This is a genomic window from Okeania sp., from assembly GCF_035285525.1.
In the GTDB taxonomy this organism is placed as follows: Bacteria; Cyanobacteriota; Cyanobacteriia; order Cyanobacteriales; family Microcoleaceae; genus Trichodesmium.
The window spans coordinates 24,820-37,842 of sequence record NZ_JAYKGW010000186.1 but is presented as its reverse complement, the minus strand read 5'-3'; the positions used below and the strand labels follow the sequence as shown (position 1 = coordinate 37,842).

Here is a 13,023-nt window from a genome sequence, read left to right as displayed (position 1 = left end):
ACGACTTAAATGGGATTGCTATAGCTAAATGCTGATAAAAAACTAAATTCCAACATCTATAAAATGAAAAACTCTCTAGATGAATATAAACAAAATAAATCTCATTATGAGCAATATATCTATAACCATTTTCTTCAGTTAATAGATATAGAATCATCAGAAGAAATAATTGAAAGATTTAGGATTTTATTTCTTAATAGTTCTGGATATCCCGATCAAAAAGTAGCTAAAGCACTAATAAAAATTATCCCATTATTACAAAATCAAGAAGAATTTAATTTCATTCTAAATCGCTGTTGTTATATTGTTATTAATAGAGAGCGCTATATCTATAAAAAAGATGTATTGCTAGACTTAATTAAATTATTTGATAAAATCAGTAATAAATCAATGCCACCTTACTACGGTTCGCGGAATAGTAAAAAACTATTTGACCTAGTTCAAACATTCACAACAAGTCAGCAATATTTAGCTTTAAAACGTTTAGCAGAAGTAATTAACCAAGAAGGAAGAAGTTATAGAAATAGTCATAGTGCTTTAGCTCAACCTTTAAGAACTCTAATTCCACGTTATCCTTACCTATACCAACATTGTTTAATTACTTCAGACAATAGCTATGAACATCAAAAAGCTATTAGAAAAATCCAACGACAAGAGCAGAAAAAATTTGAAATAGACTTATCCCACTATGTGACTTATCAAATTAGACATGGGATAATAACTACTTCAGAGTTGACACAATCTAGTTGTCAAAATCTCAACAAAATTCAAAATCCTACTCTTTTAAACGATCGAGAACTCTTATCAGCTATTAAACAATTTGTCGGCAAAGTTGAAAATGGTTATAACTACCAAGATTATGCTAAAAGTTTCATAACTTATACAAAACAAATTCAGTCCTATAGTTGCTTTAAAGATAGTTTTTATCAATACTTGAGTACATCATTTAATGCAGATTCTAGGAGCTTTAGTTATCAGTTTAAAAACAAATTATATAAACAATTAAAAAATACTATGCCTCATAATAATGATAAACCATTTAACGATTTTTTACTGATGAGAACCTGTGACCAAATATTAGGGTTTTTAGTTGTCGAAAGCGTTCAAAAACCACAGCATTTTTTATTTCTTAATCTAATGTCGAATATAGGTCCCATCGCAACTACTTGTCTCCTTCTAAAAATAGTTTTGGTTTGTCATAAAGTTAAGCCATACTTGGAAAAGAGATTTGCAATACTATTTAATCATTATGAAAGCTCTACCAGAGATGGAGTAATTTGGCTGGTGAAAGCATTAGAAAATACACAAGTTGCTTTAAGTACAAATTTTGGCAAGATTGATTTATCTTTTCTTCATTAAAAAGGGAGTAGGGAGTAGGGGTTTAGTCTCCAAACCCTCTACACTCTGCTGTAGTGGGGGCGGGTCTAGCTACCTTAACATGAAGACTCGTTAACTTACTGACCAGACCCGCCCCTACAGGGATGCTGAAATCCGCCCTTTTTCAGGACTAAAAAAAGTCTAAAACCTTTATCTTTTAAGACTGTTAAATTTAATCAGCAAGCCCTAATTATCCATTATTAACTATTAAAATGAATTTAGATAAAGAACTAGAAAAAACAATCTCAAGTTTTACTGATATTCAAGCCGAACTTAATATCTGTGACGCTAAAGATGCTCTGAAAGAAATAGTAACTAATCTCGATTTAACTCCAGAAGAAAAAGTAGGTTTAGACTCAGAAATTTCTGGGTTAGAATCAATGTTAGAAAAGTTAGAAAAAGCTTCTGTTTATATTGCTGTATTTGGCATGGTTGGTAGAGGTAAATCTTCTCTTCTTAATGCTTTATTAGGAGAAAAAGTATTTGCCACAGGTCCGATTCATGGTGTGACTAAAACCACTACAATTAAACAATGGGAATTAGGAAAAAATAATTTAACTGAAATAGAATCACCTTCTACAAATTCTCTAACTTCCTATAGAATATCTCAAGTTGAATTAATTGATACTCCTGGTATAGATGAGGTAGATGGAAAAACTAGAGAATTAATGGCTCGCCAAGTTGCAAAACAGGCAGATTTACTTTTATTTGCTGTAGCAGGAGATATTACTCAAGTAGAATATGAAGCTCTTTCTTTCCTGCGAGATGCTGGTAAACCAATTTTACTGGTGTTTAACAAAATAGACCAATATCCAGAAGCAGATAGGTTAGCCATATATAATAAAATTCGTGATGAACGAGTCCGTGAGTTACTTTCACCAAATGAAATAGTTATGGCTGCTGCTTCTCCTCTCGTCGCTAAAGCGGTGCAACGTCCCGATGGTAGTCTTAAGGTAGAGATGGTAAGAGGCGAACCTCAAATAGAGGATTTAAAACTGAAAATATTAGAAATTTTAGAACGAGAAGGTAAGTCTTTAGTGGCACTCAATAGTATGCTCTATGCTGATGATGTGAATGACCAGTTGGTACGCCGGAAAATGGAAATTCGCTCCCAAAGTGCAGATGGGGTTATTTGGAGGGGAGTAATGACTAAGGCAATGGCGATCGCTCTTAATCCTGTAACTGTGGTAGATATTCTCACTGGGGCGATAATTGATGTGGCTATGATATTGACTTTATCTAAGTTATATGGTATCAAGATGAGCCAAACTGGAGCAGTAGATTTATTACAAAAGATAGCTATTAGTATGGGTGGTATAACTGCTGGTGAATTATTAGCAAATTTGGGATTAAGTTCTGTGAAAGGATTATTGGGTTTAGCTGCACCTGTGACTGGTGGGTTATCTTTAGCACCCTATTTGTCTGTAGCAGTGACTCAAGCAGCAGTGGGAGGTTTATCATCTTATGGAATAGGGCAAATAACTAAAACATATCTTGCTAATGGTGCATCTTGGGGAGAGGAAGGTCCGAAAGCTGTGGTGAATAATATCTTGGAATCTTTGGATGAAAATTCGATTATGAGTCGGATTAAAGATGAGTTAATTAATAAGTTGAAAATTAAAGATTCTAGTTTTGAAAAAGGCAATAGGCAAGAATAAGTAAGGAGGATAAGAAATCTTTCTATATCTTTGGTGTAAGTTCTGTACAATTTGAATATCTAGAAGTATTATTATCTCCAGAAACTTTGAGTATTTCTTGAGAATTACAACATTTTTTATTTACTGACATTTTTTATTTTTATGAACTACGAACAATTTGAGCTTTGGCTAGAAAAAAAGACTTGACTAGGTTGCTTTGTCTGTGTTGATTTCTTTGTATCTCCCTGACTAACTGAAGGTTTAGCGGATTTAGAGGGGGGTTGAGAAGGTTGAGAAGATTTGCTAGTACCTTGTTGACTTTGATCAACTCCTTTTTTGAGGTTCTGACCTTGTTTTGGCTCTTCTTTGCCTTTAGAGCCATTTTTTTGTTGTAATTGTCCTTCACTCTTTTGCCTTTGCTGATAACTTTGATGGGTATTCTTGGCAAGTTCTCGCATGGTTGTTGGATTTTGTTCTGGATGATATCTTCTTAAATCGTTAAAAATACCCATCTCACTCTTACCAGCTTTAGCCGAACGAAAGGCTGTTATTTTGGGTTGGTCTTGACCTTGACTTAGATTAGCGTTTATACCTTTTGGTGATTGAGAATTTTTAATCCCAGATTGAGACGGAGATGTAGGAACATAACGTTGGCCTCGTCCTACAGCTTTCGGTGGAGTCCAACCCTCTCTTGCAGTTCTTGGATCGTACCACTTATGTTCTCCTGCGTGTTTTCCTGAAACGACTTTACTATTTTGCTGTCTTTCAACTGGATTTATATTGTATGCCCGCTCTTGAGGGCTATTTGGATTGATGCGTGGTCCTTCTCTTTTCTGCGTCCAAGTTATTGTTTTTTGAGCTTCTCCATCACGGGATGGATGATTTTCGTCATTGTTATTTCCCATTTGATTTTTGACAAAACACTATTCACAATATTACCCTAAAGATACGAGTTTTTACCTTTTTATGGAATCAGAAGAAGAACAAGGAAAACAGAATAGCTCGTTAAATGTTTAAAGGAGGGATAATGCAGTTAGTAGAACGTACTATTATTAAAAAAAATCATCCCAATTATAAATCACTTGATGCTCTAGCTTTCTTGTCGAAAAATCTCTATAACATGGCTAACTACATAGTTAGACAAGAGTTTATTAATAAAGGAAATTATCTAGATTATAAAAAAGTTCAAAAATTATTACAATCGGGAGTAGATTATCAAGCAATACCAGCCAAAGTTACGAGCGCAGGTTTTGATTCTTTTAGATAAAAATTGGCAAAGTTTTTTTCAAGCGATAAGAGCTTATAATGAATGCCCAAGTAAGTTTAAAAGCCGTCCCAAACTGCCAAAATATAAAGATAAAAAGAAAGGAAGGAATATTCTAGTCTATACAAAACAGGCGATTAGTAAACCTCAATTAGTTAAAAATAAAAAGATATTACTATCAAAAAGTGAGCTATTTTTTGACAGTAAAATAAATTATGATTCTCTGCAACAAGTAAGGATTATTCCTAAGCTGAATTACTATGTGATAGAAGTGGTTTACGAATGCCTTGAAGTCAAATTAGATTTATCAGAATATCATGTAGCTTCTGTAGATTTGGGAGTGAATAATTTGGCGACTGTAACATCAAATAAAAAAGGTTTTCAACCCTTTATTATTAACGGCAGACCAGTCAAATCAATTAATCAATTCTATAATAAGAAAAAGGGTAAACTACAATCAGAATTAAAAGAAGCTAAAAGTAGTAACCGAATCAAAAGATTATCGACAAAAAGAAATTTAAAGATTGATGATTATTTGCATAAGACTAGCAGATATATTATTAATCGTCTCATAGAGAACCAGATAGGAATTTTAGTAATAGGAAATAACCCTAACTGGAAACAAGGTATAAATCTGGGAAGAAAAAACAATCAAAATTTTGTTCAAATTCCTTTTTTCAAGTTAATTGAACAACTAAAATACAAAGCTAAATTAGTAGGAATCAAAGTAATAATCAATGAAGAAAGTTATACGTCAAAAGCTAGTTTTTTAGATTGGGACGATTTACCAGTTTATCAAAAAGGTGTCAAACAGAGATTTAGTGGTAAACGAGTGAAAAGAGGACTTTATCAAGCTTCAAATGGTGTCAAATATAATGCTGATGTCAATGGCAGTTTAAATATATTACGAAAAGCAGTCCCAAACGCTTTTAGCAATGGGATAGAGGGTGTTGTAGTTCACCCCATTAAGGTAACACTTAATTAAAACTAAGTCAAAGAATATTTTTCTATAGATTTAGTAACTATAGAGGTAGCGATAAATCCTGACTTACACGGTAGGTACTATATATAGAGTCAAAAAACTAGATCGTTACAGTTTTAAGCGCTATATTTAGTGGTATCATTCCTATTGATATAAAAATAGGGAGAATAGGTTACATTTTAAAATTTCCCTATTCTCCCAGAGTTAAAATTTTGACAGAACTTTGAACTAGCTATTAGCTTTTAGCTATCAGCTATCAACTTTTAGTGGAAATTTCCTCCAAGGGCTTCTGCCAAAAAAATTATGCTGACTGCTGAACGCTAACTGCTGACTCCTTATTTCTTCGTCTTAAACTGTTCTAACCAATCTTGAATTTGAGAAGAAGCAATATCTCGTCCTCCCAAACCAAATGCCAAAGCAATAGCTACTGCCATAGCTCCCATAAACAATCCAAAAGCTAAATTAACAATACTAGGAGCAATACCCATTTGTTGCAGAGCCATAGCTGAGACTAAAACAATAATTCCAATCCGAGCAAGTTGGCCTAAAAGTTTAGCCTGAGAATTACCAGAACTGGTAATTAAATTATAAGCAAGGTTAGCCAAATATAGACCTATAGCCAAAACTACCAAACCATAGAAAACCCGACCACCAATTCCAATTACTACATTGACTATTAAAGTCAAAGCTTCAAGCTGCATAATTTGAGTAGCTGAAACTGTAGCAAAAAGAATAATACCTACAAAAGCTACTAGACCAGCAATTTCTGAGGGAGTCCGTTGAGTAGTACCTTCTTTCTGAAGTACAGTTGCACTTGGATCGCTAGATGGGGTTGAATTTAAACCAAGCCAATTGAAAAGATTATTAAAACCAACACTGGTAAGAAGATTGGTAATTAAATCTTGCAGAAATTGACCAACAAAATAAGCAATAACCAGAACTACAGCAGCCGCAAAGATTTTAGGAACAAATGTCAGAATATTGTTAAGCATTGCCACTGCTGGAGTAGTAATAGCCTCAATATCCAAAGCACTCAGAGCAGCGATCGCTATAGGAATTAATATCAATACATAAACAAAAGTACCAATAATCCCAGAAAGATTTTGACTACCACTCTCTTGACTCATACCGAACTTATTACCCATTTGGTCTAAACCAGTAGCAGCAAGTAAATTAGTAACAACTTTCTTGACTACAGTAGCAATTAACCAACCAACTGTAACTAGGATAACAGCCTTGAGAATCTTAGGTAGAGCTTGTAAGATTTGGTCTACAATGTTTTGCACAGGTTGCAGAGCAACTTGTAGTTGTAAAGCTTCTAAGATTGCTGGTAAAAATAGCAAGAAAATCAGCCAGTAAATAGCATTAGCAATGGTATTGCTAATATCTACTTGACTGTCTAATTGTCCATCACTAACTTGTTGACTCAAACGGTCATTTAGACCAAATGTTTTAAGTCCTTTGTTTACTGCTAATTTAGCTATAGTTGCTATTAACCAGGCAATACCTAGCCAAATTAGGGCAGCAGCTATACTAGGTAAGAAGCTAGTAATTTCTGTAAGGAAAGCATTTAGAGGTTCAGAAACTGCTGTCAGGTTCAGTTTGTCAAAGAAAGCAATCAGAACAAAGATCATTACGATCCAGAACACCAAAGAGGATATCCATTTCTCTACAGCTAGACTTTGAGCTTGTTCCTGATTACCTGAAACCCAACCAGCAATTTTATTGTCAATATTGGTCTTCTTGAATAGTCCACCAATTATGCTGGCAATAATCCCAGCAACTATCCAACCTATAACTAAAATTACAATAGCTGCAACTGTGTCCCAAATTCTAGCTTGATTAATACTTTGGGACAGTTCTAGTGGATTTAGATTAGTTTGTGCCAAAAAATCTGAAACTAAGATCGAATTAGCTTGGATTGGCTCCATAATATTGATTGATTTTGCAATAATTTGCCAAGTGCCATTCATGGTTTTTTTGAGTTAATGTAAGTTTTAATTAGCAATTATTTAAAGTCCACCTAGAAAGGCGAGACTTTACACCCAATTTTTCGGTAACTATGCCATTTAGTCAAGTTTTCGAGCAAAATATTTTTATCCATGCTAGTGCCACGACTGTAGAGCGTTGTATTACAGATAACATTCTCATGCACAAGTGGTTAAATCCCATGCTACGTTGTGAAGCTATAGGTAGTTGGAATACTTTTGTCGGGAGTCGTAGTAGATTTATTATTAATATTCCTTTTTTGGAACCATCTTTATATAGTATCGTGGTGGAACGAGAACCTGGTTTAATTGTTTGGGAATTTCAGGGTTTTTTCCAAGGTCGTGATCGCTGGGAATGTCAACCTGAACTTGAAGGTACTCGTTTATTCAATCGTTTTGAATTTGAGATACCTAATTCTATAATCAGATTTGGTTTTAATCAGTTTGCTGCTTCATGGACTAAAGCAGATATGGAAGCTCAACTACGACGTTTGAAGAGAGTAGCAGAAGAGCAGTATTTTTATAATTAGGGAGTAGTCGAGGAGTGAGGGAGTAGGGAGTGGGTAGGAAAGTTATATACAAAATTCCTAGATAGTCAAGATAAAATAGTTTCTACCAGCACTTCCCACAGTCATTATACTTCCCACACTACTTAAAATAAGTTATTCACAGATAACTTCTTGTACTTGTGGTTGTTCTTTCAAAAATTCTACTCCTCTTTTGGCCAATTCTATAGCTTCTACAAAGAATGTTTCAATACCTTTAGCATTAATGACCACTTTATCAGTCCACTTAAACTTTTGTACCAGTTCTAAAAACGATACTTCTCCATCATCAATAATTTCGTCAATTGTAGCCAAAATATCATCGGTTATTTGAGAGACATCACTATCTGGAGCAAAATAGCGACTAAATTCTACAACAGCAAGTCCTCCATAACGTGATTCTAATAAATTCGTTATAAAATCAGGTTCAACCTTTAACTTATAAGTTAAAATTTGCCGGACTGTTTTAATATTTTCCTGGGTAGCATCCGCTGTTAAAAATAGTGATTTTAATTGCTCGGACTGTTCTCCTGTATCGGCAAATTTCTCTAAATCAGCAATAGCTAAAGGTATATTAATAGAGCCATAGGTAATTTTAATTTCATCTATCGCATTTGCTGGTTGAGAAGTAAAAATTAAAATACTAGAAATAATTGTTAAAAATCCTGCTAAAGAAATGTATAACAATTTGGATGATTGTTTACTGAAACCAGCAAATTGAAATAATTTTTTGATAGATGCTCCTAAATTTAAAAGACTTTTCATGGTGTTATTCCTCACAATTTTAATGATTACATTACTGTTCAATAGTTTTTTTTGGTAAGCATTCAGCCGTCAGCTATTAACTATCAGCTATAAGTTATTAACTCATTATCCTGGTAGAAGGAATTAGTAGTCAAGGTGTGAATAATAATGAAACATTTCTGTCAGCTAACCTTCGAAAATTAAAAGTTATGTTTGCGGAAAGCGTAGCATCCCGTAGGAAAGTATTCCGCAGAAAATGCTGATAATAAAAGAGGTTAAAATCAGCTATCAGTTATCATTTTAGCCAATAATTGCCTAATTATCTCTGCATCCTCAGCTTGAGGAATATTAACTACATAACTTTCTAAATCTTGACGAGCTTCTGCCCAAAAATTTAGCTGACAATATAATACGCCTCGGTCTCGCTTTTCGACAACTGCATTTGGAAATAATAGTAAAATTCGGTCAATGGCTGCAATAGCTTTTAACCCTTCATTTCTGTTTAAATATATTACCTTAAGATTTGTCAAAATTCGTGCTAGAAACTGCTTATTACTTATAGTTGCGAAAAACTGAGGTTGCAGTTCCACTGGTTGACCATAAATTTGGGCCAATCTTTCTTGACAATCTTGAGGAAAAAGAATTTCTCCTTGGTTAAAAGCATCTACAAATATACCAGCTTCTTCAAAATCAGGTTGAATTAAGAAATGTCCTGGCATTCCAATACCAACCATAGGAAAATTAATTCTTTTAGCAATTTCCAGATAAACTAGGGATAAAGTAATTGGGATGCCAGTACGTCTTTCTATTACTTGATTGAGGAAACTATTTTTAGGGTCGTAATAATTAGTTGTATTTCCAGTCAAGCCTAAATCATTATAAAGATACTTATTTATACTTTTAATAATTCGTAAAGGATAGAGAGATTCTGGCAATGTTTCTTGCACTTCATTTGCCATTGTATCAAGAGCGTTTAGATATTCATCGGGGTCAAATTCTCTATCATCTTCTAATGCTAAATAAAGAGCAGCTTTAGCTAAATCTATTTGTTCATCAGATTGATTAATTTCTGAATAAAATAACTGTCGATATGGAGAATCATTCATATTTAGTACCCAATTATAATTAAAATTATTTTTGACTAGGTTATAATCAAGCTTTAGCGTAAATTTACAGTCAGCTAATTGTCTTACTATAATTTTATAATTACATCATTTATCAAACTACCTAATTATGAAATCGTCAGAATTATAATTGTACCATGAAGCGATCGCTAATACTATTAAACCTTATTGTCAGCATTCAGCCGTCAGCTATTAGCTATCAACCATTATTTTTGTTTGAGATTTCAACCCCTGTTTTAAAACTATACTTTAATAAACATCTCTATTGACATAGAACTTTATAATCGATAGCTTTAAGACAGAATATTATTGCTGACCGCTAATAGCTGAATGCTTACCTTCTTACTTTGAGTTTGGTAAGGAAAGCCCTAAGAAAAAATCTGACAAATTTCTGACTTATTCTCCATTATTTCTGTGGATTTGGAAATCAAAAATATATAAAAAAATTTGAAAGTTTTTTAATTTATTCTACTAGACTGACACAGTTAAAAATGTGCATGAGGGCGGGTTTATATAAATCTGAGATTAACCATTAAAGTTCTAGCAAAAACCTGCCCCTACTATTGCACTATTACTGACACAGTTAAAAATGTGCATGAGGGCAGGTTTATATAAATCTGAGAGTAACCTTAAAATTACTGATAACTGATAACTGTTTAAATGCCATGACTTTTTCCAATTACCCAATTTCTTCTAAAGAAACGAGCTAAAGCTGATTCTTCTAAAGATAAATAAATTGGTCTACCATGAGGACAAGTACGAGGGTTTCGAGTAAGTTGCCATTTATTTAATAAACTTTGCATTTGTGGTAGGCTTAAAGCAGTTCCATTTCTAATAGCACTACGACAAGCTGTAGCTACTTTAGCTGATTCTAAATCGCCACCTTTACTAAGTTCAATTAAAGCATCGGCACAGTCATTTCTTTTAGCTAACATTGCCGGAGCAGTACGAGCAGCCCAAAGAAAATCTCCAAAGATTTCTACTTCTATATTTAACCGTTGAAGTTGTTCTATTTGAACAGAAGATAAATGATGTAAAATAATCGGAGTTTCTAAATAAATTATTTGCCAAGCATCGCATAATTTTTCATATAAAATTCTTTCATGGGCAATATGTTGTTCTATCAACCAAATTCCATTGGGATGTTCAGCTAATATATAAGTTTTGTGTAATTGAGCGATCGCTTTTAATTCTATTAATCCTAATTCTTGATTTTCTTGTTCAGAATTATCTGGTGAATTTTCTAGAACTCGACGACTTTGATAATTGCCTGTATTTTCTGAGACTTTTAAGATTTTTTCCACTCTTTCTGATAAAGGAAATTCTGGCATAATCTGTGAACTAAATTGTAATGCTTTCCCAATTGTTAGATTGATTTGTTGTTGCCAAAATTTCAAATTATCTAGATAAATTTCTGTTTTTGCCGGATGACGGTTCCAGTTAATTTGATAGGGAAAAATTTGTAAATGAATAAAACAGACAGGATAGCGATCGCGAGGACAAGTCCGCGCTAAAGAACTAATAATTGTTTGTTCTAATTCTGGAACTTTTACTACCCTATTATTAATAGCAACTTTTACCCAATCTGGTCTTCGGCGATGACATCTATCAGGTAAACCTAAGACTAATTCTAATGATTGTCTATCCAAAATTTGAGAATCTTTATATTCGGAAAAATTTGATATTTCGGCATTTAATTCTTTTGGTTCTTCCTCATCAATTTCTTGTTGAATATATTGTAAATCATTCAATCTTACTGTCGATAAAAATTGAGGTAAAATTTGTTTTGCCGTAGCGCCAGGACTAATTTGTATCCATAATTTACTACCCTGCCAAACTTGCCAAGTCACATCAGGATAACAAAGAGATATTTGCTGAATAATTAATTGTATGCCGCGCATTTGTTGTCCTGGAGAAGGCATTGCATGACGACGTACAGGCCATTTCCCAAAGAGATTAGAAACTTTGACAATAGTACCAGGGGCAATAGCAACTCTTTCAGTTTTAATAGCTTTTCCTTGTTGATTATAAAGAACTCGCCAACCTTCATTTTCCTTTTCCGAAATAGGTAATTTAGGACGACTTAATATTTCTAAATTGGAGAGATTTGCTAAACTATGAAGTGCTTCTCCCCGAAATCCTAAACTGGTAATTTTTGTCAGGTCTTTAAGATTAGTAATTTTGCTCGTACTGTGAGGATTTGCTGCTTGTTTTAAATTAACTAAATTCATACCCATTCCATTATCAGAAATTTGGATTCGCCACTGTTCAGAAAAGATAGAAATTATGATCCGAGTTGCACCAGCATCCAGAGAATTTTCTACTAATTCTCGGACTACCGCTGCTAAAGAATCTATCACTTCTCCAGCAGCAATTAAATTGACAACTTCTTTTGGTAAGGTTTGAATTTTAGATTGCATTTATATCAAAGCAGTAACAAAAAGCTATAATTAATCATAGCTAATTACTGTTAAGGAAAATAGCCATAATGCCAGCCCGCGATTATTATCATAATACTGTTAAATCTGCTCTTTTAAAAGATGGATAGACAATTACTCACGATCCATATCGTCCTAAACTTACAAGGGGCAAAAATTTATTTGTCGATTTAGGTGCAGAACGTCTCATTGGAGCAGCAAAAGGACTAGAAAAAATTGCTATTGAAGTCAAAAGTTTTCGGAGTGCTTCGGAAATGAAGGATTTAGAACAAGCTATTGGTCATTTTGTGTTGTATGAACATATTTTAAATCGTTACCGAATAATTAATAATTAATAGTTAATAATTAATAATTCAAAGTTGATAGTCAATAATTATTCATTCAACAATTCACGCCTGGAAGCCTCCCCTTTTAAGGGGATAAAAATTTTCCTGATTAGTCAATCCTCTTCTTTGAAGAAGGGGTAATATAATTATTAATTAAGGTTTGCTGAAAAAGTATGAGTGGTAGGGGGAGGAGTCAGAATCCAGCAATCCAGCAATCCAGGAGGAATGGGAATTACAGAAGAGGTAGGAGGAAGACTTATCCCTGGATTTTCTGTCACAATTAGCCAAAAATACTAGACTTTTTAGCTTTCAAGACCTAAAAGCTGGTACTTTTTCCGGACTAAAAAAGGCACTTACCTTTATCTGTTAATGTTGTCATATTTAATCAGCAAACCCTAATTATTAATTGCTGAATAATCTGAGGGAAAATTATATTTAGCTGTTTCTGAAAAAGTACGTCAATCAGTTTTTGAAGAAGAAGCTGGAATAATGTTAATAGAAGATCGAATATTACGTCTTTTTAGTTTTAATCCTACTGAAGAGGTAATTGTTAAATGGATACGTTAAATTCAGTTATCAGTTATCAGTACCTCAATCA

Annotated in this window: 11 protein-coding genes and 1 pseudogene; 7 read left to right on the top strand and 5 right to left on the bottom strand. The window is 33.5% G+C overall.

Annotated features, from left to right (window positions below; all coding sequences use genetic code 11):
- Positions 1–63 precede the first annotated feature (63 nt).
- The gene (locus VKJ25_RS18325; RefSeq protein WP_324238077.1) at positions 64–1,359 is read left to right on the top strand and encodes a hypothetical protein; all 1,296 of its coding nucleotides are present in this window, start codon (positions 64–66) and stop codon (positions 1,357–1,359) included.
- Between the two features lie 230 nt (positions 1,360–1,589).
- A complete protein-coding gene (locus VKJ25_RS18320) occupies positions 1,590–3,035 on the top strand; it encodes a GTP-binding protein (RefSeq protein ID WP_324238076.1) in 1,446 nt (481 codons plus the stop codon).
- Positions 3,036–3,181: 146 nt separating this feature from the next.
- On the opposite strand, the gene VKJ25_RS18315 is transcribed toward VKJ25_RS18320, so the two are convergent.
- On the bottom strand, positions 3,182–3,919 hold the full coding sequence (locus VKJ25_RS18315; protein WP_324238075.1) for a hypothetical protein: 738 nt from the start codon (positions 3,917–3,919) through the stop codon (positions 3,182–3,184).
- 122 nt (positions 3,920–4,041) lie between these two features.
- Here VKJ25_RS18315 and VKJ25_RS18310 point away from each other — a divergent pair, with 122 nt between their 5' ends.
- Positions 4,042–4,281, top strand: a complete 240-nt coding sequence (locus tag VKJ25_RS18310; protein WP_324238074.1) for a hypothetical protein — start codon at positions 4,042–4,044, stop codon at positions 4,279–4,281.
- Positions 4,265–5,263, top strand: coding sequence for an RNA-guided endonuclease InsQ/TnpB family protein (locus tag VKJ25_RS18305; RefSeq protein WP_324238073.1), 999 nt, complete (start codon positions 4,265–4,267; stop codon positions 5,261–5,263). The genes VKJ25_RS18310 and VKJ25_RS18305 overlap by 17 nt, the downstream gene beginning before the upstream one ends.
- Positions 5,264–5,595: 332 nt before the next feature.
- Here the strand turns inward: VKJ25_RS18305 and VKJ25_RS18300 are convergent, their stop codons facing one another.
- Entirely contained in the window at positions 5,596–7,233 is a 1,638-nt protein-coding gene (locus VKJ25_RS18300; RefSeq protein WP_324238072.1) for a mechanosensitive ion channel, read from the bottom strand.
- Between the two features lie 89 nt (positions 7,234–7,322).
- On the opposite strand from VKJ25_RS18300, the gene VKJ25_RS18295 reads away from it, so the two are divergent.
- Entirely contained in the window at positions 7,323–7,778 is a 456-nt protein-coding gene (locus VKJ25_RS18295; RefSeq protein ID WP_324238071.1) for an SRPBCC family protein, read from the top strand.
- Positions 7,779–7,910: 132 nt separating this feature from the next.
- Here the strand turns inward: VKJ25_RS18295 and VKJ25_RS18290 are convergent, their stop codons facing one another.
- The 3 genes from VKJ25_RS18290 to mutL all read right to left on the bottom strand — a co-directional run bounded on the left by VKJ25_RS18290 (position 7,911) and on the right by mutL (position 12,081).
- A complete protein-coding gene (locus tag VKJ25_RS18290) occupies positions 7,911–8,558 on the bottom strand; it encodes an alpha/beta hydrolase (protein WP_324238070.1) in 648 nt (215 codons plus the stop codon).
- A 260-nt stretch (positions 8,559–8,818) separates the two neighbouring features.
- Positions 8,819–9,643: a SirB1 family protein gene (locus VKJ25_RS18285; RefSeq protein WP_324238069.1), complete on the bottom strand. Its 825-nt coding sequence runs from the start codon at positions 9,641–9,643 to the stop codon at positions 8,819–8,821.
- Positions 9,644–10,317: 674 nt separating this feature from the next.
- Positions 10,318–12,081: a DNA mismatch repair endonuclease MutL gene (mutL, locus tag VKJ25_RS18280; protein ID WP_324238068.1), complete on the bottom strand. Its 1,764-nt coding sequence runs from the start codon at positions 12,079–12,081 to the stop codon at positions 10,318–10,320.
- Between the two features lie 131 nt (positions 12,082–12,212).
- On the opposite strand from mutL, the gene VKJ25_RS18275 reads away from it, so the two are divergent.
- A complete protein-coding gene (locus tag VKJ25_RS18275) occupies positions 12,213–12,434 on the top strand; it encodes an element excision factor XisH family protein (protein WP_324238092.1) in 222 nt (73 codons plus the stop codon).
- A gap of 423 nt (positions 12,435–12,857) precedes the next feature.
- Positions 12,858–12,992: pseudogene (locus VKJ25_RS18270) on the top strand (fatty-acid synthase); the annotation flags it as partial.
- Positions 12,993–13,023: the final 31 nt, after the last annotated feature.

Coding starts and splice junctions, on each gene's coding strand:
- VKJ25_RS18325 (WP_324238077.1), top strand. CDS start 64: ATGAAAAACTCTCTAGATGAATATAAACAAAATAAATCTCATTATGAG.
- VKJ25_RS18320 (WP_324238076.1), top strand. CDS start 1,590: ATGAATTTAGATAAAGAACTAGAAAAAACAATCTCAAGTTTTACTGAT.
- VKJ25_RS18315 (WP_324238075.1), bottom strand. CDS start 3,919: ATGGGAAATAACAATGACGAAAATCATCCATCCCGTGATGGAGAAGCT.
- VKJ25_RS18310 (WP_324238074.1), top strand. CDS start 4,042: ATGCAGTTAGTAGAACGTACTATTATTAAAAAAAATCATCCCAATTAT.
- VKJ25_RS18300 (WP_324238072.1), bottom strand. CDS start 7,233: ATGAATGGCACTTGGCAAATTATTGCAAAATCAATCAATATTATGGAG.
- VKJ25_RS18295 (WP_324238071.1), top strand. CDS start 7,323: ATGCCATTTAGTCAAGTTTTCGAGCAAAATATTTTTATCCATGCTAGT.
- VKJ25_RS18290 (WP_324238070.1), bottom strand. CDS start 8,558: ATGAAAAGTCTTTTAAATTTAGGAGCATCTATCAAAAAATTATTTCAA.
- VKJ25_RS18285 (WP_324238069.1), bottom strand. CDS start 9,643: ATGAATGATTCTCCATATCGACAGTTATTTTATTCAGAAATTAATCAA.
- mutL (WP_324238068.1), bottom strand. CDS start 12,081: ATGCAATCTAAAATTCAAACCTTACCAAAAGAAGTTGTCAATTTAATT.